Genomic DNA, 22,353 nt, shown 5'->3' on the forward strand with positions numbered 1-22,353 from the left:
CGCTCAACTAAAAGTTGGCCAGAATATTATTGCGGCGCTCGTCATACTCTGCTTCTGTGATGAGTCCTTTTTGCAGCAGACTTTTCAGCTCCCGCAACTCCATCAGCGTGCGGTTGGGCGCAGGAGCCCCGGCAGGGTTTGCCTCCTGCTCAGTCGCCGGCTTGGTACGCTGGGCGCACTGGCTACAAGTCCCGCCAAGGGCCAGATGGCCGTGTTCACAATACTTCTGCTTATTAATCATATCTATATGACTGAACTTCAAATATCCATAATTCTCTCTACGAAGTACAAAGTCCAAAAATTTCTTTTCGGTTGAATTCATATTATCTTCACTGCTGTGCCACGCCTTTCTCCACCACTCCAGTTTGCCCTGCGCAAGGCCGTTGCGACCCGCTTCGGCCAGCCGTTGCGCTACCCCAGCCATTGCGATGCCCTCGAGCTGGAGCTGCGGCAGAACGCCGCCACCGGCGGCCGCCGCCTGAGCCCCAGCACCCTGCGGCGGTTCTTCGGCCTGGTAGACAAGGAAGGCGGCTACCACCTGCATACCCTCGACACGCTGGCCCGCTACGCCGGCCACGCCGACTTTGCCGCCTTTGGCCAATCGGTTTCGGGGCTGGCAATGCAGGAAACCACCGCCCCAGGCGCAGGCACGGCCACCGACATCCCGGAGCTTTTGGCTATGGAGCAGCTGGCGTATCCTGAGCGCCTGTTGCTGGGCTATTTTCTGGGGCGCATCACGCGCCCAGCCCAGCCTGGCGGGTCCGCCGCGCCGCTGGCCCTGCAGCTGGCCACCCATCCGGCCGGCCAGGAATTCTTCGTCGAATCCTTCGTGGATTTGGCGCACCTGACCAGCGCGTTTGGCGAAGTGCTGGCTACTTACCTGCAACACAAGCACACGCCCGAAGCCCAGCTGTTTGGGAATTCCGCCCTGTTTCTGGCCGAATTCCTGGCCGAGGACGAGCCCGCCTGGCGCAAGCGCCTGGCCCGGCTGCTGGCCCTGCCCGTGCCGCCCGAAGTGCACGCCTTCCCCCGGGGCCGCCGGGCCTTTGCCGAGATAGTATCGGCCTGGTACGACGCGCCCGACCACGTAGTGCCGGCCGACCTGCTGGCCCGCCTGCACCAGGAAGCCGTCACGGTTCCGCGCACGCTGGTGCCCCCGGCCCCGCTGCCGGCGTTCTACAACCTATTCCCGGCCGGCTACCACTTTCTGATAGCCGAGGGGCTATTCCTTACCGGCCAGTTTCCGGCGCTACTCGACTGGCTGGCCCTCACCAACCGCGAGTATCCCGAGCTGCCCTGGCTGGAAACCAACGTATTCGACCAGCTGCTGCGTGCCTTCCAGGCCGTGGCCGAGCTGCGCACCGGGCTCATCAGCGCCCGCGCCCCACACCTGCACTCGCTCTTCAACCTGGAAACCAACAGCTGGCTGCTCGATTATTTCCAGGTACACATCTGGCTGGTCGAGCTGCACTTCGCCGCCGGCACCGATGCGGCCGAAGAAACCCGGCTGCGTAGCCACATCCAGGAGTTTGCCGCGCTGTATGGGATGCCGTTTTTTGAGACGGTGGCGGGGCAGATAGGTTAAGGTTTTAGTTAATGCTGCCTTTTCTCGGCAGCATTAACTAACTCGCGGCAGGCCAGCAAGTCGAGCGGCAGGGTGAAGGCTTCGGGGGGGGCGTGCCGTCACAACTGGCTAGGAGGTAGAGGGTTCTAGGAAGCCACTACAATCTAGTTACGCTTAAGCACATGTCTATTACGAAGCCTATAAGAGCGAGTCTAAATGGATATAGCAGCAACAGAGCAACCCCGACAATTAAGTAAGACTTTGCCTTTGGCATATTGTTGCTGCGCTTTTGCATGTATTTGAAGAAACAAAATGCAACGCCTAGTAGCAATGGCCGGCACTCATACACGAAGTTCACTGCTGGAATGTGATAGGTTTTTAATGCGATTTCCCCTTCTCCAAAAAACACCCAGAATGTCAGTGGGAAAACTGCGTAAATCAGTATTCCCACTGACATTGTCACAAGCAAAAAGACAATAGTAAGATGCCCAAGTGAGACACGTACCGAAAGCGCATTTTTGAAGATTGGAGTCATTCAACCTCACACCTGAATAACCCCCACGTTATACGCCTTCTCAATCGGCGCATGGTTCGCCGCCGCAATGCCCTCCGAAAGCACCTTGCGGGTTTCCAGCGGGTCAATCACGGCATCGACCCAGAGGCGGGCCGCGGCGTAGTAGGGCGATAATTGCTCCTCGTAGCGGGCCTTGATGCGGTCGAGCAGCTCTTTTTCGGCTTCGGGGGTGATGACTTCGCCTTTGGCTTTGAGGGAAGCCACCTGGATTTGCAGTAGGGTGTTGGCGGCGGCCGCGCCGCTCATTACCGCGAGTTGGGCCGTGGGCCAGGCCACGATGAGGCGCGGGTCGTAGGCCTTGCCGCACATGGCGTAGTTGCCGGCCCCGTAGCTGTTGCCCACGATGACCGTAAACTTGGGCACCACCGAGTTGGCCATGGCATTCACCATCTTGGCCCCGTCCTTGATGATGCCGCCCTGCTCGCTCTGGCTGCCCACCATGAAGCCCGACACGTCGTGCAGAAACACCAGTGGGATGCGCTTCTGGTTGCAGTTCATGATGAAGCGCGCCGCCTTATCGGCCGAGTCGGAGTAGATGACGCCGCCCATCTGCATGCCGGTTTTCTTGCTCTTTACGATTTTGCGCTGGTTAGCCACGATGCCCACGGCCCAGCCATCGATGCGCGCCAGCCCGCAGATGAGAGTCTGGCCGTACAGGTCCTTGTAGGGCTCGAATTCGGAGTTATCAACCAAACGGTTGATGATGTCCATCATGTCGTAAGGCTTCACACGGTCAGAGGGTAGCAGTCCGTAGATTTCCTGCTCATCCTGCGCCGGCTTGGCCGGGGTGGCGCGGCTGAAACCGGCCGTGGCCTGCCCGCCCATCTTGTCGAAGATGTTGCGGATATGCGTCAGGCACTCCTCGTCGGTATCGAACTTGTAGTCCGTCACGCCCGAGATTTCCGAGTGCATGCTCGCTCCGCCCAGCGCCTCGTTGTCAATGGTTTCACCGATAGCGGATTTCACCAGATAGGAGCCGGCCAGGAATACCGAGCCGGTGCCGTTCACAATCATGGCCTCATCGCTCATGATGGGCAGATAGGCCCCACCGGCCACGCAGGGGCCCATAATGGCCGAAATCTGCACGATGCCCATGCTGCTCATCACCGCGTTGTTGCGGAAAATGCGGCCGAAATGCTCCTTATCGGGAAAAATCTCGTCCTGCATCGGCAGGTACACGCCGGCGGAGTCCACGAGGTAGATAATCGGCAGCTTGTTTTCGATGCTGATTTCCTGGGCGCGCAGGTTCTTTTTGGCGGTGATGGGGAACCAGGCACCGGCCTTCACGGTGGCGTCGTTGGCCACCACCACGCACTGCCGCCCGGCCACGTAGCCGATTATCACGACTACGCCGCCGCCGGGGCAGCCGCCTTCCTCCTTATACATGCCATCGCCGGCAAACGCGCCTATTTCAACAAAGGCCGCGCCTTTATCCAGGAGGAATTCAATCCGCTCGCGGGCGGTGAGCTTGCCCTTGGCTTTGTGGGCGGCAATGCGCTTCTCGCCGCCGCCGAGGGCTACTTTCTGAAACTTCTGGCTGAGGTTGAAGCTGAGTTGCTTGAGTTGGTCTTCGTTGCGGTTGAAATCGACGTTCATCAGGAAAGCGCGGTGGGAATTTGGTGGGATGGGCACAAAAAAATCCGCCCGGAGGCGGATTTCAAAGGTACGGCGGGTTTGAATGTTGGGCCGAGTGCCAGTATGTCATCCTGAGCGGAGCGAAGGACCTTATCACGTTCGCAGCCGATTGAAATTACTGCAAATCGTTGCTCGGTGATAAGGTCCTTCGCTCTGCTCAGGATGACAAACGCACTACTTCAGCGACGAGGTTTCCACCTTTTTCACTTCTGTCTTGATGGTGCCGTCGGGCTGCTGCTTGGTTTCTACTTTGCTCTTGTCCTTACCGCCGCCAAATACCGAGAAGTGCACGTAGCGCTTGGGGTTGGCTTTGAAATCAACCAGCAGGTCGTTAGAGCTAGCCGTAGTGGCGGCCAGGTTGTTGTAGAGCGTAGAATCGTGCAGCAGGCGGCCCATCGAGCCTTTCTGGTCGCTGAGGGCCGTGTTGAGGCTTTTCACGGTAGTCTGGGCATCGGCCAGGGTCGAGTTGAGGCGGCGCAGGGCGGGACCTACGGGCGCGGCTTTCAGTGAATCAGAGAGCTGCGAGAAGTTCACCGCGATTTTATCGAGCTTGCCGGTGGTTTTGTTCAGGGCGGTGCTCATCTGTGCCAGGTTGCGGGTGATGAGGGCGACGTTGGCTTGGTTGGCCACGATGAGCTTTTGCAACGCCTCGGTACTGGCGCGCGCGCCTTGCAGCGTGCCCTGGATGTTGGTCTGGGCGTCCTTGTTCAGGAAGCTGTTGATGTGGGCCAGCGTGGCTCCCACGGTATCGAGCACGGGCAGGGCCTTGGCTTGGAAGGCGTCGGCAATGCCGGACGGCGTCACGGTGCGGATTTCTTCACCGCCGGTGTAGTTCTTCGAGTTGCGGCCCAGAGTCAGGGTGATGGCCTTCGAGCCCAGAAGCGAGCCGCCCAGGCTGGCGGTGGTGGAGTCGCCCACCACCACATCCTTCTGCAATTCCAGCGCCACGCGCACGGAGTTGCCCTTTTCGGGCTGGAGCTCCATGCTCTTTACTTGGCCAACTTTGATGCCATTGAGGGCCACCAGCGCGCCCACGTTCAGGCCATCGACCCGGGGATAGGTGGCGTAGTAAGTATGGTCGGAGGAAAGCACGTTGCTGCCACGCAGGAAATTATAGCCGATAACGAGAGCGGCAATGGCGACGATGGCGAGAAGCGCCACTTTTATTTCTTTAGACACGGAGGGTAATAGTTGGATGAGAATAGAGGGAGGCGGAAGCGACTTGCGGTTATTTACGGCAGAAATGCGACTGCTGGTCGCCCGGCAGCACAACGCCCGAATGCGCCGCTTAATTACCCGCCCTCCAGCTCGCGTTTGTATTCGCGGAAGGCGCGGTAGATGCCTGCGGCCATATACGATTGATTGGCTTTATCGTTGAGGTAACGCTCTTCGGCCGGGTTGGTGAGGAAGCCCGACTCGATGAGCACCGAGGGCATGGTGGATTTCCAGAGCACCAGAAAGCCCGCCTGCTTCACGCCGCGGCTGGGGCGGCTCACGCTGGTGCGCAGTTGCCGGTCGACGCGCTGGGCAAAGCGCAGGCTGTTGGTGATGTAGGCCGACTGGAACAACGAGAACAAAATATGCGACTGGGGCGAGCTGGGGTCGAAACCGTCGTAACGCGTTTTGTAGTCTTTTTCTTGCAGAATTACCGAGTTTTCGCGCTGGGCCACGCCCAGGTTGGCGGTGCTTTTGTGCAGGCCCATGGTCCAGACTTCGGTGCCATGGCTCTGGCTGGGGCCGGCGTTGCAATGAATGGAGATGAACAGGTCGGCGTGGTTGCGGTTGGCAATGGCCGCACGCTCGTCGAGTTCGATAAACACGTTGGTTTTGCGGGTGTAAATCACCTTCACGTCGGGCATGTTTTCCTCAATCTGGCGGCCCAGGGCCAGAATGAGGCTCAGGGCCACGTCGGCTTCGCGGGCGCTGGCCCCGGCGCAGCCCCGGTCTTTGCCGCCGTGGCCGGCATCGAGCACCACCGTGCGCAAGCGGTAGCGGTAGGGCGCATTAGCATTAATAGAAGCAGCTGAGAGCACCGAATCGGGGGCGATGCGGGCGGAGTCGGCCGGAGTTTGGGCCTCCGCTTTCCACTCGCCGCTGCCGGCGCCCAGCAATAGCAAAGCGGCACTGGCCAGGATGACAATAATCCGCACGTTGTTCGTTGAAGGGGCGGTAGCGACCTGCTACCTTTGTAGAAGCCCCAAAAGTAAACGATTTAACTGCTACTATACTTTGCCTGTTTGGTTTGGCCTTCGTTCCGAAGCTGATTTCCGGCCCGCGCCGCGCCGCCGCACTGGCTTCTCATGGGCCTACCCTGCCCTGTTTGGCCTCTTTTTTCTTCTACTAGCAGGCCTACCCGGCACCGCCTGGGGCCAGACCGGCACGCCCACTAAGCCCAAGCCCAAAACTGCGCGCAAGGCCAAAATCCAGGCCCGCAAGGCGCGGGTGAAGGCCATTCTGGCCGCCCCCACCAGCCAAGGCGACACCACCACGGTGGCCCGCCCCAAGGCCATTCCGGCGGCCAAACCCGGCCAGCGGGCCGGCTCGGCTCCTACCCCACCGGTGCGTAATATTTCCGTCGACCCGCGCGACCCCGTGGGGCCGCCACCGCCCGGCGTGCGCAATACCGGCCAGTCGCGGGTGCCCGGCGCATCGCACAAGCCCGTGCCCGATACGCTGGCCCGCCCCAGCGGCCTCAATTCGCCCACCGACACCAGCGGGCTGGTGAATGGCGTGCGCCGCACCAACGACTCAGTGCAAGTGGCGGCCCGGCCCAAAGGCCAGATTGAAACCACCATCAATTACAAGGCGCAGGACTCCATTCAGTTCGATGTGACCCAGAAGGTGGCGCGGCTCTACAATAAGTCGAGCGTGACGTATGGCGACACCGACCTGAAGGCCTACCTCATCACCATCAACTACGGCACCAACACCATGCAGGCCGACGGTCGGCTCGACTCGCTGAAGCACAAGCTGGAAGGCCGGCCCGTGCTCAAGGACAAGGGTGGCCTGTACACGGCCGGCAGCATTGCCTACAATTTCAAGAGCAAAAAGGCCAAGGTGACCGAGGCCGTGACCACCCAGGGCGAAGGCTACGTGAGCGCCTCCACCATCAAGCGGATGCCCAACGGCGACATCAACGGCCTGCTGGGGCGCTACACCACCTGCAACCTAGAGCACCCGCACTTCTACATTCAGGCCAAGCGCATGAAGGTAATTCCGGGCGAGAAAGTGGTGACCGGGCCGTTCAATTTGGTTATTGGCGACATTCCCACGCCGCTGGGCTTCCTGTTCGGCTTCTTCCCGACGCCGAATAAGAGCCGGGGCTCGGGCGTGCTCATTCCCACCTTCGGGCAGGCCGCCGACCGGGGCTACTACCTCACCAACGGCGGCTACTACTTCGCCCCGAACGACTACATCGGTATTCGCCTCACCGGCGATATCTACGCCGGCAACGCCCAGACCTGGGGCGGCTTCGGGGCTACCGCCGATTTTTCGTACCTGAAGCGCTACACCTACCAGGGCAATTTCAACTTCCGCTTCTCGAACCGGCCGCTCAACCCCATCCTGGCCACCGATGCGCTCACGACCACGCCGGTCTACATCAAGCCGCCGTCGGCCAACTCGTTCTGGGTGACCTGGAACCACACGCCGGTGCCCAAGCCCGGCGGGGGCCGCTTCACGGCCAGCGTGAACGCCGGCACCAGCAGCTTCAACAAGGTGAACAGCCTGGATGCCCGCCGCTACCTGTCCACCCAGTTCAGCTCCAGCATCGGATACTCGAAGCAGATTCGGAACTCGCCCTGGAACTACGACATCAAAGTGAGCCAGAGCCAGGGCACCGACGGCACCATGACCTTCGTGCTGCCCGACATCAGCTTGGGCCTGGCCCGGCAGTACCCGTACCAGTGGTTCGGCATCAAGCCGGGCGCGGGTGGCAAGCTGGGTGCCAGCACCTACGAGCAGTTCACCTTTAGCTACAACGTGACGGCCCGCAACGAGCTGAGCAACGTGCTCACGTCCCGCACCCTGAGCAACGGCCTGCCGCTGTTGGGCGGCACCAGCACGCCTACCAACATTCCAGTAAGCTTTGCCAACATCGGCCGGCTGCTGGCTAACTCCCGCAATGGCATGCAGCATCAGTTCGGCATTGGGCTGGGGTCTTACTCGCTGGGGCCGCACCTCAAGCTGAGCCCGTCGGTATCGTACAGCGAAGTGTGGTTTGCTCAGAAGCTGAACTACAGCTACAGTCCCGTGGCCCAGGCCGTTCGCATCGACACCACGTACGGCTTCAACCGCGTCAACGGATATTCGGCCGCCCTGAGCCTGAACACCACGTTCTACGGTACCATTGTGCGCAAAGGCACGCATAAAATCCAGGCCATCCGCCACAAAGCCACGCCCAGCCTGAACTACGCTTATGCCCCGCCGCTGGACAAGCGGGAAAGCGTGTATCCGCAGGGTGCCAATGTGTTGAGTGGCTACACCAACCAGTTCGGTCAGACTTTATTCGCCAATAATCCCACCGACGCCGCAATTCTCAATAGCTACGCCTTCAACAACTACAGCAATTTCCTGTACTCAGTGCCCGGCGGGGCCCGCCAGAGCCAGGTTTCCTTCAGCCTGCAAAACTCGGTGGAGATGAAGGTGCGCGACTCCAAAGACACCACCGGCCTCAATCCTTTCAAGAAAGTGAGCCTGATTGACGGGCTTGATTTCAACATCGGCTACAACTTCGCCGCCCTCCCCGGCGTCCAGAAACTCACCCCGCTGAACGTGATTTTCCGCACCCAAATCGCCCGGAAACTCAGCCTCAACAGCGGAGCCAGCTTCGAGGCGTATCAGCGCGACAGCCAGGGCCGGCCCATCAATAAATTTCTGTTTGAGGCCGACCCACGCAAGTTGCTGCGTCTGGCCTCGGCCAGCTTCCAGACCAATTATTCCTTCAACCCGGCTACCGGCAAGAAGAAAAGCGCTGTGCCCCGCGCCGTGGCTCCGGCCAACAACCCCAGCTTGGGCGCGGTAGGCCCCAACTACTACGCCGACTACGTCGATTTCGAGATTCCGTGGGAGCTTAACGTGTCGTACTCGGCCGGCTATACCACCAATGCTGTGCCCCTCACGCCGACCAGCACGCGCCCGCCCATTCTGGCGCTCAATAACATCCGGGCCGATGGCTCCATCAAGCTCACCGAAAACCTGCGTTTCACCACCGGGTTTGGGTATGATTTCACCAGCCAGGCCGTTACGTTCCCCACCGTGTCGTTCTTTCGCGACCTGCACTGCTGGCAGATTAACGGCACCTGGATTCCCTTCGGCCAACTCAAGGGCTACAACTTCACCATCGCGGCCAAGAGCAGCCTGCTCCAGGACCTCAAGCTGAACCGCAACCGCTACGCGCAGTATCAGTAGGCCCGGGCCGCGAACGGCGCATTTCGTTTTCAGCCCCTGCGCTTCGGCCAGGGGCTTTTTGCTGGGCGCGCGGCGCGGGCTAACGAAATTGTTGCCAGCTTTGCCCCGCCAAACGGCCTTTTATCTCGCAAACCTGCCTGCCCGCCATGTCTCAGCACAAGGAAGTCAAACTCATTACCACCCACCAGATGCTCGCCATGAAGGAGCGGGGGGAAAAAATATCCATGCTCACGGCCTACGACTACTCGATGGCCCAGATTCTCGACGGCGCGGGCGTGGATGTGCTGCTCGTCGGCGACTCGGCCTCCAACGTCATGGCCGGCCACGAAACCACCCTGCCCATCACCCTCGACCAGATGATTTACCACGCCCAGAGCGTAGTACGCGCCGTGAAGCGCGCCTTCGTGGTGGTCGATATGCCCTTCGGCTCCTACCAGGGCAACTCGTCGGAAGCGTTGCGCTCGGCCATTCGCATCATGAAGGAATCGGGCGGCCACGGCATCAAGCTCGAAGGCGGCGCCGAGATTAAGGACAGCATCACGCGCATCCTCACGGCCGGCATCCCCGTGATGGGCCACCTCGGCCTCACGCCGCAGTCCATCTACAAGTTCGGCACCTACAGCGTGCGCGCCAAAGAAGAAGCCGAGGCCCAAAAGCTCCTCGAAGATGCCCGCCTGCTCCAGGAAATCGGCTGCTTCGGCCTGGTGCTGGAAAAAATCCCCGCCTCCCTGGCCAAGCAAGTGGCCGAAGAGCTCACCATTCCCGTCATCGGCATCGGGGCCGGCCCGGACGTGGACGGCCAGGTGCTCGTGGTGCACGACCTGCTGGGCATCACCAAAGAGTTCAAGCCCCGCTTCCTGCGCCGCTACGCCGAACTGCACGACGTGATGACCGAAGCCGTGCAGCACTACGTGGCCGACGTAAAAAGCCGCGAGTTCCCCAGCAAAGAAGAAGGGTACTAGGTTCCCGTTTGTCATCCTGAGCGTAGCGAAGGACCTTATCACGCCAGAACAACTCGTTAGGCGGTGATAAGGTCCTTCGCTCGGCTCTGGATGACAGCCATTACCCTGCGCACTCCCATTCAGCTTCGTATCTTCGTGCCAGCAACAGCAAGAGTGGAGCACCCGGTGAGTGTGGTCTGATGACGTGCGGAAGCCCCCGAGGGGCCCTGGCCCGCTCCTGCTGATACTCCATATCCCGCCCGTTCCCGCCGCGTGAATCGTCCCAACCTCTGGTCCGAAGGCAGAGAAATTCTGTTCGAAGACAACCATCTTCTCGTCATCAACAAGCCCGCCGGCATCCTCGTGCAGGGCGATGCTACCGGCGACGAGCCCCTCTCCAAAAAAGCCGCCGAGTACCTGCGCTTCAAGTATAAGAAGCCCGGCGAAGCCTTCGTGGGCGTGTGCCACCGCATCGACCGGCCGGTGTCGGGCATCGTCATTCTGGCCAAAACCAGCAAGGCCCTGAGCCGCCTGAACGAGATGTTCCGGGACGATAAAATCCACAAAACCTACTGGGCCCTTACCGGCCGGCCGCCCGTGCCCGAAAGCGGCACCCTGGTGCACTGGCTGGTGAAAGACACCGTGCGCAACGTAACCAAAGCCTACCCCGAAAAGCACAGCCAGGGCCTGCGTTCCGAGCTGAGCTACGAGCTGCTGGGCATGGCCGGCAACCGCTATTTATTGCAGGTAAACCCCGTTACCGGCCGCCCGCACCAGATTCGGACCCAGCTGGCTACCGGCCTCGGTACCCCCATCATCGGCGACGTGAAATACGGCTTCATCGCCCCCCTGCCCGACGTAAGCATCGCCCTGCACGCCCGCCAGCTACAATTGCAGCACCCCGTCACGAAAGAATCAATGACTTTCGTGGCTCCCTTGCCCGACGCCCCACACTGGGACGCGGCGCGCGAGTATTATAAGTAAGACCATCTGGCCCAGGCAACAATTATCTGTCATCCTGAGCGGAGCGAAGGACCTTATCACGTTACTGCGGAACAATGCGTTGTGACGTGATAAGGTCCTTCGCTCCGCTCAGGATGACAGACGCTAGCTCGTGCCACTACGTGCAAGATTTTGGCCTTTCCGAACCGGAAACCCCACTGCCCTAACCCCGGCCGTAATTTTGTATCGTTGCCGCTGAACCTAACCCAAGTCCTTTTGCTTGTGCGGTCAGCTTCTTCACAACAGCTTCACATGGCTATTCTGATTTTTTTCGTTGCCCATTACTATCTGTCATTGTTTACGCAGACATTCTATCTGCACCGCTACGCGGCGCACAAGATGTTTACGATGAACAAGTTCTGGGAAAAATTCTTTTTCCTGTTCACCTATATCTGCCAGGGCAGCAGCTTCCTCTCGCCCCGGGCCTACGCGCTGCTGCACCGCATGCACCACGCCTACTCCGATACCGAGTTGGACCCGCACTCGCCCCACTTCTCGAACAATGCGTTCGACATGATGTGGAAGACCAAGGTGATTTACAACGACGTAGTAAACCACAACCACGAAGGTGCCAAGCGCTTCGAGGGCGACATTCCAGAGTGGAGCTGGCTCGATAAATTCGGCGGCACCGTGTACTCGCGCCTCGCCTGGGGCACGGCTTACGTGCTGTTCTACATCAACTTCGCCACGGCGTGGTGGCAGTACCTGTTGCTGCCCATTCACTTCCTGATGGGCCCCATCCACGGCGCTATCGTGAACTGGGGCGGCCACAAATACGGCTACCAAAACTTCGACAACCGCGACAAATCCCGCAACACGCTGGCCCTCGATTTCTTGGCCTTCGGTGAGCTATTCCAGAACAACCACCACAAGCTGCCCATGCGCGTCAACTTCGGCGTGAAGTGGTGGGAATTCGACCCCACCTACGTCGCCATTTGGGGCCTCGACAAAGTGGGCATCATTAAGGTGAAGCGCAAAAACATGAATTTGAGCACGATTTCTAAGCTGGCCAAGCCCAAGCGCGAAGCAATGGCAGCGTAATCATCAGTTGATATTTCAAGAAAGCCCTGGCTCCACGCCAGGGCTTTTTTTATGACCAAGCCTAGCTAATACCCTGAACAAACGCTACCTTTGCACTCCCAATTTCGGGAAACCCTCACCCGACGGACGAGCTCCGTCACACAACCCCACCGGTTTATGGCAGTTAAAATCCGCCTCGCCCGTCGTGGCCGCAAAAAGGCCGCGACTTACGACATCGTAGTAGCTGACGCCCGCGCTCCCCGCGATGGCCGTTTCATTGAGAAACTCGGCACCTACAACCCCCAAACCAACCCCGCCACCATCAACTACGACGCCGACCGCGCGTTCTACTGGATGATGACCGGTGCTCAGCCCACCGACACCGTTCGGGCCATGCTCAGCTACCGCGGCGTGCTCTACCGTCGTCACCTGCAGCTGGGTGTTGACAAGGGTGCCATCACCCAGGAAGTTGCTGACCAGCGCTTCAGCGCCTGGAAAGACGAGAAAGATGCTAAAATCGAAGGCAAGCGCACTGGCCTCGATGATGCCAAGGCTACCGCCAAGAAAGCTGCTTTCGACGCCGAAACCAAGGTAAAAGAGGCTCGTGCTGAAGCTCAGCGTCAGAAAGCTGCTGCTCTGCTGGCTGCTAACGCCCCCGCTCCGGCCGCTGAAGAAGCTACCGAGGCTCCGGCCGAAGAGGCTACCGAAGCTGCTGCCGAGTAGTATTCAGGCACCTGAAAACCGAAAGCGTTTGGGAGTTGTGAGCCGGACCGGCTGGCAACCCCCAAACGCTTTTTCGTTATCCCCTCCCCTACGACTATGACGCTCGACGAAACCTATCAGCTCGGCTACCTCATCAAAACCCACGGCCTGCGCGGCCACCTAGTGGCGCACTTCGACGTGGACGATGTTTCGGCCTACACCAAGCTCAAAACGGTGTACCTCACCCTGGCCGGCGCCCCCACCAAGCTGGTGGAGCACCAAATCGAAAAAGTGCAGCCCCAGTCCGGCAACAAGGTACTAATTAAACTACGCGGCATCGAACGCATTGAGGAAGCCGAGCCGCTACGCGGCTCGCAGCTGCACCTGCCCCTGGCCGCCCTGCCCGAGCTGGAAGAGGACCAGTTCTACTTCCACGACGTCATCGGCTTCACCGTGGTTGATGAAAACCTGGGCACCCTGGGCACCGTGGAAAACTTCTACGAGCTGCCCCAGCAGGACATGCTGGCCATGCGCTACCAGGGCCAGGAAGTGCTGATTCCGGTAGTGGATGAGCTAATCAGCCACGCCGACCACGCCAAAAAGGAGATTTACGTGAACCTGCCCGACGGCCTGCTCGACGTGTACCTCAAACCCAGCACCCGCCAGCAGGACGAAGCCGACGAAGCGGAGTAGCGCGGACTTTTAGTCCGCGAGTAACAACCTCCGAATGCACTGACCGACTCGCGGACTAAAAGTCCGCGCTACTGCCATGAGAATCGACATCCTCACCTGCCTGCCGGAGTTGCTGGTCAGCCCCTTCGCCCATTCCATCGTGAAGCGGGCGCAGGACAAAGGCCTGGCCGAAATCCACGTGCACCAGCTGCGCGACAAAGCCATCAACAAGCACGGTCAGATTGATGATTTCGTGTTTGGCGGTGGGGCCGGCATGGTGCTCCGCGTCGAGCCCATTGCCGCGTGGATGGACGAGTTAATGGCCCAACGTACCTACGACGCCATCATCTACCTCACGCCCGATGGCGAAACCCTGCGTCAGCCACTGGCCAACCGCCTCTCGCTGATGCAGAACATCATCATGCTCTGCGGCCACTACAAAGGCATCGATGAACGTATCCGTCAGACCTACATCACCCACGAAATCAGCGTGGGCGACTATGTGCTGAGCGGCGGTGAACTCGGCGCAGCCATTCTGGTTGATACTGTGGTTCGGCTGCTGCCCGGCGTGCTGGGCAACGAGGAATCGGCCCTCTCCGACTCTTTTCAGGACGACCTGCTGGCTCCGCCCATCTACACCCGGCCGGCAGAGTGGCGCGGGCAAGCCGTGCCGGAAATTCTGCTTTCGGGCAACACGCCCAAGATTGAAGAGTGGCGGCACGACCAGGCCCTGGCCCGCACCCAGGCCCGCCGTCCCGATTTGCTCTCGTAGAACACGCTTCAGCTTGTTCTTTTTCTGAATTGGCAGCAAATCAGGGAACAAGCTGGCTTATGTTCTACAAACCCCTTGCTATCATCACCGGAAAGCGCTATCTTTGCGCTCCGTTTCGTAAAATACTAATTCCCGACGGCGGCGCCGTCTTTCGCAATTTTCTCAGCCATGAGCGTACTACTTGACTTTATCCAGGCCGAATCGCAGGAGCGCCGCGCCAGCTTCCCTCTGTTCGCCGCCGGCGACACGATTAACGTGCACGTGAAAATCCGCGAAGGTGCTAAGGAGCGCATTCAGCAGTTCCAGGGCGTTGTTCTTCAGCGTCGTAACCCTAGCTCCAACGGCGAAACCTTCACCGTTCGCAAGATTTCGAACCAAATCGGCACCGAGCGTATCTTTCCCCTGCTGTCGCCTAACATCGAGAAAATCGAGGTTGTGCGTCGCGGTAAAGTACGTCGCGCCCGTCTGTTCTACCTGCGTGGCCTCTCGGGCAAGCAAGCTCGTATCAAAGAGCGTCGCTTGAACCAGGTTGCCAAGGCTCCCGTAGCTTAAGCATTGCCGCAACCTTCGGGTTGTTGTTAATAACAAAAAAGCCGGTCCCACATGTGGGACCGGCTTTTTTGGGTTTGTAGCAGCACCAATTGGCGCTGAACGGGCAACCTAGTCGTGCGACGACATATCCTGCGGCACGGTGCCATCGGGCGTAACGGAGCCGCCTTTCAGCTGCGCGGCCACGGCCGACAGCGTTTCGCCCAGCTTGGCTACGCGCGGGGCGGTGTTGCCTTCAGCAAAGTTGGCGGCTTGGGTGGTATTGGTGCCCATACGGGCCAGCAGGGGGGCAATCACGTTCACATCGAGCGAGCCGCTGCCGAAATGAGCCTTCAGGGCCTGCAGGTCGACTACCAATTGGTGGAAGGCCGGGTTGTTGGCCGCTTTCAGGTCTTCAATCCAGCGCTGAAACTGATTATCGAGACCGGCGCGGTCGGTTACTTCGGAGAGGTCGCCGGCGAGGAGATGGATGGCGCTATCGAGGTGTACCTGGTTTTGAACTTCGGTCTTTTCCATGGGTGGGGTATCTTGGGTTGGGTTAATACGGCAGTAGCTACTGCCTTTATTGCCAACGTAGTTTGGCCGGTAGGGTTGGCCGCTGGGCAAACAAAAAGCCCCGCCGGTGAGGGCGGGGCCTTTTGTTTTATAATGTGTGTCTGCCGAATCCGGCCCGCACTACTCAATCTTGTTCAAACGGTCCTTCACGGCTTCCAGGGCCACGCGCATGTTCACAATGTCGCCGCGGGCAGCTTCTTGCTCTTTCAGGTTGGTGTCGATGAGGTTGTTGAACTGCTGGAGTTCAGCGGCGTTAGCCGCCAGCATCTGCTGAATTTCCAGCTTGCGGGCCTTGTTCTTTTCGATGTCCTTCTTGATGGTGTTAGCCTTCTCGATAACGGCCATGTGGTTGTTTTGCGAGGCCACCAGAGCGCGCTCGGCTTCCGAAATCTGCGACACCAAATCTTCGCGGTACATCATGCGGGCGAAGTCTTTCAGGTACTTCTCAGCCGATTTCCATTGCACGGGCGTCGACTCTTTGCCGAGGTAGGCGTTGCCGAGGTCAATGCTCCACCAAACAGTGGTGCCGGTGGGCGTAGCGTCGACCTTGCTGATAACGCGAATCGGGTTGGGTGCAATTTCTTCGATGATAACCCCGTCCAGCGTGAGCACGCCTTTGGTGTTCTTGAGCTTGCTGCCGAATTTATCACCTAACTGCTTGAGCCAGGCAGCTTCTACGCGGCGGTTATCGAGCTGCATGCTCACCTGCTGGCCTTTGCGCGGGATGCTGTTGATTGACTTATCTGCTTCATCAACAGGGGATTTTTGGGCATAGCTACCCAGCGTAGCCAGGCATATCAGGATTAGAACTAGTACGCTTCGTTTCATGGGAATAAAAACTTATGAAAGCATTAAAAATGGTCGGTCAGAAAGCCGTTGCTAACGGTACCGTTGTCCGGCTTTTCAAATTTAGGACCTTTATTCTATGCAACTTCGGCCAACCACTACTTTTTTCAGAATAATGCCGTTTTTGTTGATTTATTCATATCAGGGCCACATTAAATTCTACAAAAGTTTATTATTGCGACTCCAAGACCTCAGAATACTACCAGTCTGGGGCAACGCGACGCAACAAAGTATCGCAATCTGAGGTTCTAGCCGCCTATGCTGATAACCGTTTGCCGAACTGAGCATTTCAACGCTGCCCACCGCCTGCACAATCCCGCCTGGGACGATGCCCACAACCAACAGGTGTTTGGCAAGTGCAACAACCCGCATTTTCACGGCCACAACTACAACCTGACCGTGCGGCTGACCGGCGAAATCGACCCGGAAACCGGCTACGTGTACGACCTGAAGCGGCTGAGCGACTTGATTAAGCACGAGGTGCTTAACCGCTACGACCACCGCAACCTGAACCTGGATACGGAAGAGTTCCGGCATCTAAACCCCACGGCCGAAAACATCGCCGTGGTAATTTGGCAGCGCCTGCGCCCGCATCTGGACGCGGCCCTGGCCCTATCGGTGACGCTCTACGAGACGGACCGTAACTTTGTGGAATATCATGGATAACCCTTCCGGACCGGTTCCGGCCACCGACGCCCATTTGCCTGCGGGCCTGCGCACTCCTCTTCGCGATGATGCCTTCGTGCGCTCTGATGAAGATAAGATTACGGCCATCAGCGGCCATTTTGAGGCCATTATGCGCGAGCTGGGCCTCGACCTGACCGACGACAGCCTGGCCGGCACGCCGCGCCGCGTGGCCAAGATGTACGTGCAGGAATGGTTCAAGGGCCTCGACCCGAAAAACCGGCCCGAGGTACGCATGTTTGACAACCGCTACGACTACCACCAGCTGCTGGTGGAGCGTGACATCACGCTGTTTTCGTGCTGTGAGCACCATTTCGTGCCCATTATCGGGAAGGCGCACGTGGCGTATTTGCCGGGCAGCCATGTGGTGGGGCTCAGCAAGCTGAACCGCGTGGTGCAGTATTACGCCCGCCGGCCGCAGGTGCAGGAGCGCCTCACGCGCCAGATTGCCGAGGAGCTGAAGCAGAGCCTGGGCACCGACGACGTGGCCGTGCTCATCGAAGCCGACCACCTCTGCGTGATGAGCCGGGGCGTGAACGATACCAGCAGCTCGACGCTGACCAGCGAATATGGCGGGCGTTTTGCTGAGGATGAAGCGCTGCGGCGGGAGTTTCTGCGGCAGATTGGGAAATAGATTGGATGGATTGTGGTGGGACCGTTATTCGGGCCACTTGGCCGGAGTAGCGGCGGCTTAGAATGACGGTTTTACTTTTGTTCGAAATACTAACCATGACCGATACTTCACCTCGCAAAGTCCTCATCACCGGCGGCACCGGCCTCATTGGCACCCGCCTGGCCGAAATGCTGATTGACAGCGGCTACGAGGTGGCGCTGCTGAGCCGCGAGCCGGCCAAGAGCAGCCACTTCCGCAGCTTCCGGTGGGACCCACAGGCGGGCACGATTGACGAAGCGGCTATCCCCTTTGCCGATTATATCGTGAGCCTGGCCGGGGCCAGCGTGGCCGATGGCAAGTGGACCGATGAGCGCAAGCGCGAGATTATGACCAGCCGCTTGGGCGGCCTGGCGCTGCTGGCCCGCGAGCTGGCCAAGCCCGGCCACCACGTGCAGGCCGTGATTTCGGCCTCGGCGGTGGGGATTTATGGCGATGCCGGCGACAAGCTGGTGACCGAGGAAACGCTCCCGGTGCTGTCTACGAACGACTTTCTGGTTGACGTATCGAACCAATGGGAGCTGGCGGCCGCGCCCATCGCGGCGCTGGGCATCCGGACGGTGATTCCGCGCATTGGGGTGGTGCTGAGCAAGGACGGCGGGGCCCTGCCCCAGATTGCCCGGCCGGTGAAGCTGGGTGCGGGCGCGGCGCTGGGCAGCGGCCGGCAGTACATGTCCTGGATTCACCTCGACGACTTGTGCCGCCTGTTTATTGCCATGCTGGAAGACCCGACCTGGCACGGCACCTACAACGCGGTGGCCCCCTACCCTGCCACCAATCAGGCCTTCACCGAAGTGCTGGCCGAGGTGCTGCACCGCCCGCTGATTCTGCCCAAGGTGCCGGCCTTCGGCCTGAAGCTGGCCATGGGCGAGATGAGCGAAATCGTGCTGGCCTCGCAGAATGTGAGCGCCCAAAAGGTGCTGGCCCACGGCTTCACCTACGAGTATCCGGAGCTGCGCGGGGCGCTGGAGGCGCTGTACGGAGGGGAGTAGAACGGCCGGCGTGGGCCAGTCGACGGTTCCGGAAAGGCTTCCAACGCTTCCGCAAGTCATTCAACGGTTCCGGAAACCTTTCCAACGGCTCCGCAAACCATTCAACGGCTCCGGAAAGGCTTCCAACGCATCCGGAAACCGTTCCGATGGTTCCGGAACCTCGTCCGACGGCTCCGCAAGCCAGCCGATGGCTCTGAAAACCGTTCCGATGGTCCCGCAAGCTGGCCGATGCATCCGGAAAGCCTTCCGATGGTTCCGCAAGCCAGCCGACGCATCTGAAAACTCATCCGATGGTCCCGCAAGCCAGCCGATGGCTCCGGCTGGGCATCCGATGGTGAGGTAAATTCCCCTGCTATTGAGTTACAATCAATGATTCATTCTAATACGCCCGAATACGAGCATATGCTGACTATGCTTAAGGATTTTATTGCAGTAGAATTAGGCGTTGATAGAGCGGCATTAACAGCCGAAACCCGAATCGAAGACGATGTTTCTATCGCAGGACTCGATACCTATATCTTTTACGAAAACTACTTTTCCACTTTCGGAATCAGCAATCCGAACGATTTCCCAGTGGATGAATACGTGACATCGGAGATACCATTGCGGCACCTGTTACTGGGGATTTTCTCTAAAAATGAGCATCAGAAATTACATCCCAAGCACACGACCTTGGGGCACTTAACTCGCGTAGCCCTGATGAAGAAGTGGTTTAATCCGTAGCTTTTGGCTATAAATCGCCAAAAACTCCTTTACAACTAGCGCCCGCCCTTCACGCTATCCGGGATGCCGCCTCCGTTGTTCATCTGCTCCAATAGATTGTCGGCGGCGATGGTGTCCACGGCCTCGGCACGGCGGCGGCTGGGTTCCTCGGGCGACACGCAGTTATACTTCTTGGTGATTTTGACGGTGGGCTGCGGGAAGTGGCCGGGCGTGTAGCCGAGGTCTTTGTCCTTGTACACCTTCTCCATGAACTTGCCGAAGATGGGCAGGGCCGTGCGGCCGCCTTCGCCCTGCTGCGAGCCGGTGAAGTGGATGCTGCGGTCTTCGCCGCCCACCCACACGCCGGTCATCAGGTCCTTGGTCATGCCCATGTACCAGCCGTCGGAGTAGTTGGAGGTGGTGCCGGTTTTGCCGCCGATTTGGTTGTCGTTGTGCCAGAGGTCGTAGTCCCAGAGGGCCTGGGAGGTGCCGCCGGGCTCTTCCATGCCGCCGCGCAGCATGTAGGTCATCAGCCAGGCGGTTTCGGCCGGGATGGCGCGGTGTTGCACCGGGTCGAATTGCTTGATAACGTTGCCGTTGCGGTCCTCGATGCGGGTAACGAGGCGCGGGTCGGAGCGGAAGCCGGTGTTCATGAACGTGCTGTAGGCGTCCACCATTTCGTACACGCTCACGTCGCCGGCCGAGCCGAGGCCGATGCTGGGCACGGCCAGTAGCGGCGAGGTGATGCCGACTTTGTGAGCGTATTTGGCCACGTTGTCCCAGCCCACTTTCTCGGTCAGCTGGGCCGTCACGGAGTTCACGGAGCGGGCCATGGCGTGGCGCAGCGTCATATTGATGCCGGTGTATTCGCGGGTCACGTTGTCGGGCTTCCACTCCATGGGCTTGCCGTTTTCGACGTAGTTGATGGTAACGCGCTGGTCGCGGATGCGGTCGCAGGGCGAGTAGCCGTTGTCGAGGGCCGTGAGGTACACGAAGGGCTTGAACGTGGAGCCGGCCTGGCGCTTGCCTTGTTTGACGTGGTCGTACTTGAAAAAGCGGTAGTCGAGCCCGCCCACCCAGGCCTTGATGTGGCCGGTGAAGGGGTCCATGCACATCATGCCCGATTGCAGAAAGTGCTTGTAGTAGGCCAGCGAATCGAGCGGCGACATCACCAGCGTGGTGTCGTTGTCGTCGTGCTTCCAGGTGAATACCTTCATCGGCCGCTTGGCATTCAGGGCCGAATCCAGGCGTTGGGGCTGGTTGCGGTAGTGGTTGGCGAGGGTTTTGTAGCTCTCGGTGCGCTTCATCTGGGTCAGGATGAAGTCGGGAATGACGTTGCCTTCGTCGTCCACCCACGGGTCCTTGCCCTTGTTTTTCCAGAAGTTGTCGAACTGGCGCTGCAAGGCCTTCATGCGTTCGTGCAAGGCTTCTTCGGCGTGGGCCTGCATGCGTGAGTCGATGCTGAGGTAGATTTTGAGGCCGTCGCGGTACATATCGTGGCCCGTGCTGTCGCACCACGCATCCACAAACTGGCTGATGGCGCTGCGGAAGTAGGTATCCGGCCCGTCGATGTGCTTCTCGACGTGGTAGTCGAGCACGATGGGCATGGCTTTGAGGGCCGTGATTTCGGCTTTGGGCAGCACGCCGGCCTGGGCCATGCGGTCGAGCACCACGTTGCGGCGGCGCAGCGCGGCGGCCGGGTGGAACTTGGGATTATAGGCCGTGGGGTTGTTGAGCACGCCCACCAGCATGGCGGCCTGCTCGGGTTTCAAGCTATCCGGTGAGGTGTTAAAGAAGGTTTTGGCCGCCACTTTGATGCCGAAGGCGCTGGAGCCGTACTCCACGGTATTGAGGTACATCCGCAGGATTTCCTCTTTGGTGTAGCGCTGCTCCAGGTCCACAGCCGTGAGCCATTCCTTGGTTTTGGCCACGATGGTACTCACCACCGGGATGTAGCCCAGCGCGCCCCGGCTCTGCTGGCGGCGGATTTTGTAGAGGTTTTTGGCCAGCTGCTGGGTGATGGTGGAACCGCCGCGCTTCTCGCCGCGCAACGACGAAAATACCCCGCCGAGCACAGCCTCCAGGTCGATGCCCGAGTGCTTGTAGAAGCGCACGTCCTCGGTAGCAATAAGTGCCTTGATGAGTACGGGCGACATCTTATTGAGCGGCACTGGCGAGCGGTTTTCGCGGAAATACTTGCCAATCAAGACCCCATCTGAAGTGTAGATTTCCGAGGCCTGCTCCACCTTGGGGTTCTCCAAATCGGCCAAGCTGGGCGACTTGCCGAAGAGGAACATGAAATTGGTGCTCACCAGAAACGGGTACACCAGAAATAGAATGACGACGAAGCCGAACAGCACCCAGGCCCAGCTGGCCACGCGCAACGGCCAGCGGCGGCGCGGCGGCTTGGGTTTAGCGCCGGAAGATGAAGCGGAAGGAGACGTTTTGAGGTCGGCCATGCGAGGCGGCAAGTGGGAAGCGGAGTCCAGGCTCCGCCACGAAGAACGGCAAATATACCAGTTGCCTCGCCCTAACGGGAAAATTTAGCCCGTTGCCACAATACGTGTGGCACGAGTACCATGCGGGTTCTAGTGGCGCTGCCGGGCCGTCAGAATGGCTTTGTGGTGCACGTTGCGCTGGGCCTTGGCGCGGCGACGCTGCCAGCGCCAGCCCAACTCGCCCAGGGCCAGCAGGATAATGCCTAGGCCGAGGAAATAGCTCCAGTGCAGCAGGCGAATCTGGCCTCGCGTGGGCGAATCCAGCTCCTGAAAGAGAAACAGGCCCCACAGCTCATCAATCAGGGTGAAGCCCCACACCGCCGCCGCAAAAACGCGCCCCACGCGCCCCAGCGCCAGCTGCCAATGCAACAGGTATAGCGCCACGCCGGGCAGCGCCGACAATAACACCAGCGGCGCGGCCTTCACTAACGGCAGGCCCAGGAAGATGATGCTCAGCGTTTCCTTAAGGACCTGCGCGCCGGCCAGGGCTCGGCCAAAGCGCGAGAGTTTCGGAACGACGGCCAGCGGATGGAGGTGAGAAGTGGGCATAGGGCGGGACAATGCAG

General features: G+C 59.6%; 21 protein-coding genes. 13 read left to right on the forward strand and 8 right to left on the reverse strand.

Annotation, left to right across the window (positions count from 1 at the left end):
• Nucleotides 1-7 precede the first annotated feature (7 nt).
• Entirely contained in the window at nt 8-322 is a 315-nt protein-coding gene (locus ACYU70_RS12235; RefSeq protein ID WP_342300086.1) for an SHOCT domain-containing protein, read from the reverse strand.
• 15 nt (nt 323-337) lie between these two features.
• Between ACYU70_RS12235 and ACYU70_RS12240 the strand changes: the two genes are divergently transcribed.
• On the forward strand, nt 338-1,585 hold the full coding sequence (locus tag ACYU70_RS12240; RefSeq protein WP_342300088.1) for a hypothetical protein: 1,248 nt from the start codon (nt 338-340) through the stop codon (nt 1,583-1,585).
• Between the two features lie 520 nt (nt 1,586-2,105).
• Here ACYU70_RS12240 and ACYU70_RS12245 read toward each other — a convergent pair.
• From ACYU70_RS12245 to ACYU70_RS12255, 3 genes are all read right to left on the reverse strand, one after another.
• On the reverse strand, nt 2,106-3,734 hold the full coding sequence (locus tag ACYU70_RS12245) for an acyl-CoA carboxylase subunit beta (protein WP_342300089.1): 1,629 nt from the start codon (nt 3,732-3,734) through the stop codon (nt 2,106-2,108).
• Nucleotides 3,735-3,947: 213 nt separating this feature from the next.
• Entirely contained in the window at nt 3,948-4,952 is a 1,005-nt protein-coding gene (locus tag ACYU70_RS12250; protein ID WP_342300090.1) for an MlaD family protein, read from the reverse strand.
• Between the two features lie 113 nt (nt 4,953-5,065).
• Nucleotides 5,066-5,806: an N-acetylmuramoyl-L-alanine amidase family protein gene (locus ACYU70_RS12255; protein ID WP_425293342.1), complete on the reverse strand. Its 741-nt coding sequence runs from the start codon at nt 5,804-5,806 to the stop codon at nt 5,066-5,068.
• Between the two features lie 196 nt (nt 5,807-6,002).
• Here ACYU70_RS12255 and ACYU70_RS12260 point away from each other — a divergent pair, with 196 nt between their 5' ends.
• The 8 genes from ACYU70_RS12260 to rplS all read left to right on the forward strand — a co-directional run bounded on the left by ACYU70_RS12260 (nt 6,003) and on the right by rplS (nt 14,843).
• Nucleotides 6,003-9,182 carry a putative LPS assembly protein LptD gene (locus ACYU70_RS12260; protein ID WP_342300092.1) on the forward strand — a complete coding sequence of 1,060 codons (3,180 nt, stop codon included), beginning with the start codon at nt 6,003-6,005 and terminating at the stop codon, nt 9,180-9,182.
• Nucleotides 9,183-9,328: 146 nt separating this feature from the next.
• Nucleotides 9,329-10,144, forward strand: a complete 816-nt coding sequence (gene panB / locus ACYU70_RS12265) for a 3-methyl-2-oxobutanoate hydroxymethyltransferase (protein ID WP_342300094.1) — start codon at nt 9,329-9,331, stop codon at nt 10,142-10,144.
• A 252-nt stretch (nt 10,145-10,396) separates the two neighbouring features.
• Nucleotides 10,397-11,107 carry an RluA family pseudouridine synthase gene (locus ACYU70_RS12270; RefSeq protein WP_342300096.1) on the forward strand — a complete coding sequence of 237 codons (711 nt, stop codon included), beginning with the start codon at nt 10,397-10,399 and terminating at the stop codon, nt 11,105-11,107.
• Nucleotides 11,108-11,377: 270 nt separating this feature from the next.
• On the forward strand, nt 11,378-12,166 hold the full coding sequence (locus ACYU70_RS12275) for an acyl-CoA desaturase (RefSeq protein WP_342300097.1): 789 nt from the start codon (nt 11,378-11,380) through the stop codon (nt 12,164-12,166).
• A gap of 156 nt (nt 12,167-12,322) precedes the next feature.
• Nucleotides 12,323-12,868: a 30S ribosomal protein S16 gene (locus tag ACYU70_RS12280; protein ID WP_342300098.1), complete on the forward strand. Its 546-nt coding sequence runs from the start codon at nt 12,323-12,325 to the stop codon at nt 12,866-12,868.
• A gap of 96 nt (nt 12,869-12,964) precedes the next feature.
• A complete protein-coding gene (gene rimM, locus ACYU70_RS12285) occupies nt 12,965-13,540 on the forward strand; it encodes a ribosome maturation factor RimM (protein ID WP_342300100.1) in 576 nt (191 codons plus the stop codon).
• Between the two features lie 76 nt (nt 13,541-13,616).
• Nucleotides 13,617-14,291 carry a tRNA (guanosine(37)-N1)-methyltransferase TrmD gene (trmD, locus tag ACYU70_RS12290; protein WP_342300101.1) on the forward strand — a complete coding sequence of 225 codons (675 nt, stop codon included), beginning with the start codon at nt 13,617-13,619 and terminating at the stop codon, nt 14,289-14,291.
• A gap of 168 nt (nt 14,292-14,459) precedes the next feature.
• Nucleotides 14,460-14,843: a 50S ribosomal protein L19 gene (rplS, locus tag ACYU70_RS12295; protein ID WP_342300102.1), complete on the forward strand. Its 384-nt coding sequence runs from the start codon at nt 14,460-14,462 to the stop codon at nt 14,841-14,843.
• A 108-nt stretch (nt 14,844-14,951) separates the two neighbouring features.
• Here rplS and ACYU70_RS12300 read toward each other — a convergent pair whose 3' ends face one another.
• Complete coding sequence (locus ACYU70_RS12300; protein ID WP_342300104.1) at nt 14,952-15,356, reverse strand: hypothetical protein; 405 nt, start codon at nt 15,354-15,356, stop codon at nt 14,952-14,954.
• A 159-nt stretch (nt 15,357-15,515) separates the two neighbouring features.
• Complete coding sequence (locus ACYU70_RS12305; protein ID WP_342300106.1) at nt 15,516-16,223, reverse strand: hypothetical protein; 708 nt, start codon at nt 16,221-16,223, stop codon at nt 15,516-15,518.
• Between the two features lie 276 nt (nt 16,224-16,499).
• Here ACYU70_RS12305 and ACYU70_RS12310 point away from each other — a divergent pair, with 276 nt between their 5' ends.
• From ACYU70_RS12310 to ACYU70_RS12325, 4 genes are all read left to right on the forward strand, one after another.
• Nucleotides 16,500-16,907 (forward strand): 6-pyruvoyl trahydropterin synthase family protein, encoded by a 408-nt coding sequence (locus ACYU70_RS12310; protein WP_342300107.1) that lies wholly within the window; start codon nt 16,500-16,502, stop codon nt 16,905-16,907.
• Complete coding sequence (gene folE, locus ACYU70_RS12315; RefSeq protein ID WP_342300109.1) at nt 16,900-17,559, forward strand: GTP cyclohydrolase I FolE; 660 nt, start codon at nt 16,900-16,902, stop codon at nt 17,557-17,559. The genes ACYU70_RS12310 and folE overlap by 8 nt, the downstream gene beginning before the upstream one ends.
• Before the next feature lie 95 nt (nt 17,560-17,654).
• A complete protein-coding gene (locus ACYU70_RS12320; RefSeq protein ID WP_342300110.1) occupies nt 17,655-18,587 on the forward strand; it encodes a TIGR01777 family oxidoreductase in 933 nt (310 codons plus the stop codon).
• A gap of 369 nt (nt 18,588-18,956) precedes the next feature.
• Nucleotides 18,957-19,310: a hypothetical protein gene (locus ACYU70_RS12325; protein ID WP_342300112.1), complete on the forward strand. Its 354-nt coding sequence runs from the start codon at nt 18,957-18,959 to the stop codon at nt 19,308-19,310.
• Between the two features lie 35 nt (nt 19,311-19,345).
• Here the strand turns inward: ACYU70_RS12325 and ACYU70_RS12330 are convergent, their stop codons facing one another.
• Both ACYU70_RS12330 and ACYU70_RS12335 read right to left on the reverse strand, forming a co-directional pair.
• On the reverse strand, nt 19,346-21,748 hold the full coding sequence (locus ACYU70_RS12330; protein ID WP_342300114.1) for a penicillin-binding protein 1A: 2,403 nt from the start codon (nt 21,746-21,748) through the stop codon (nt 19,346-19,348).
• A 129-nt stretch (nt 21,749-21,877) separates the two neighbouring features.
• Complete coding sequence (locus ACYU70_RS12335; RefSeq protein WP_342300116.1) at nt 21,878-22,336, reverse strand: hypothetical protein; 459 nt, start codon at nt 22,334-22,336, stop codon at nt 21,878-21,880.
• Nucleotides 22,337-22,353: the final 17 nt, after the last annotated feature.

The organism is Hymenobacter segetis, from assembly GCF_054776495.1.

What these genes read in the sequence shown, in the direction of transcription:
- ACYU70_RS12320 (WP_342300110.1), top strand. Translation starts at nt 17,655, where the DNA reads ATGACCGATACTTCACCTCGCAAAGTCCTCATCACCGGCGGCACCGGC.
- ACYU70_RS12305 (WP_342300106.1), bottom strand. Translation starts at nt 16,223, where the DNA reads ATGAAACGAAGCGTACTAGTTCTAATCCTGATATGCCTGGCTACGCTG.
- ACYU70_RS12275 (WP_342300097.1), top strand. Translation starts at nt 11,378, where the DNA reads ATGGCTATTCTGATTTTTTTCGTTGCCCATTACTATCTGTCATTGTTT.
- folE (WP_342300109.1), top strand. Translation starts at nt 16,900, where the DNA reads ATGGATAACCCTTCCGGACCGGTTCCGGCCACCGACGCCCATTTGCCT.
- ACYU70_RS12235 (WP_342300086.1), bottom strand. Translation starts at nt 322, where the DNA reads ATGAATTCAACCGAAAAGAAATTTTTGGACTTTGTACTTCGTAGAGAG.
- ACYU70_RS12325 (WP_342300112.1), top strand. Translation starts at nt 18,957, where the DNA reads ATGATTCATTCTAATACGCCCGAATACGAGCATATGCTGACTATGCTT.
- rplS (WP_342300102.1), top strand. Translation starts at nt 14,460, where the DNA reads ATGAGCGTACTACTTGACTTTATCCAGGCCGAATCGCAGGAGCGCCGC.
- ACYU70_RS12300 (WP_342300104.1), bottom strand. Translation starts at nt 15,356, where the DNA reads ATGGAAAAGACCGAAGTTCAAAACCAGGTACACCTCGATAGCGCCATC.
- rimM (WP_342300100.1), top strand. Translation starts at nt 12,965, where the DNA reads ATGACGCTCGACGAAACCTATCAGCTCGGCTACCTCATCAAAACCCAC.
- ACYU70_RS12310 (WP_342300107.1), top strand. Translation starts at nt 16,500, where the DNA reads ATGCTGATAACCGTTTGCCGAACTGAGCATTTCAACGCTGCCCACCGC.
- panB (WP_342300094.1), top strand. Translation starts at nt 9,329, where the DNA reads ATGTCTCAGCACAAGGAAGTCAAACTCATTACCACCCACCAGATGCTC.
- ACYU70_RS12280 (WP_342300098.1), top strand. Translation starts at nt 12,323, where the DNA reads ATGGCAGTTAAAATCCGCCTCGCCCGTCGTGGCCGCAAAAAGGCCGCG.
- ACYU70_RS12245 (WP_342300089.1), bottom strand. Translation starts at nt 3,734, where the DNA reads ATGAACGTCGATTTCAACCGCAACGAAGACCAACTCAAGCAACTCAGC.
- ACYU70_RS12330 (WP_342300114.1), bottom strand. Translation starts at nt 21,748, where the DNA reads ATGGCCGACCTCAAAACGTCTCCTTCCGCTTCATCTTCCGGCGCTAAA.
- trmD (WP_342300101.1), top strand. Translation starts at nt 13,617, where the DNA reads ATGAGAATCGACATCCTCACCTGCCTGCCGGAGTTGCTGGTCAGCCCC.
- ACYU70_RS12335 (WP_342300116.1), bottom strand. Translation starts at nt 22,336, where the DNA reads ATGCCCACTTCTCACCTCCATCCGCTGGCCGTCGTTCCGAAACTCTCG.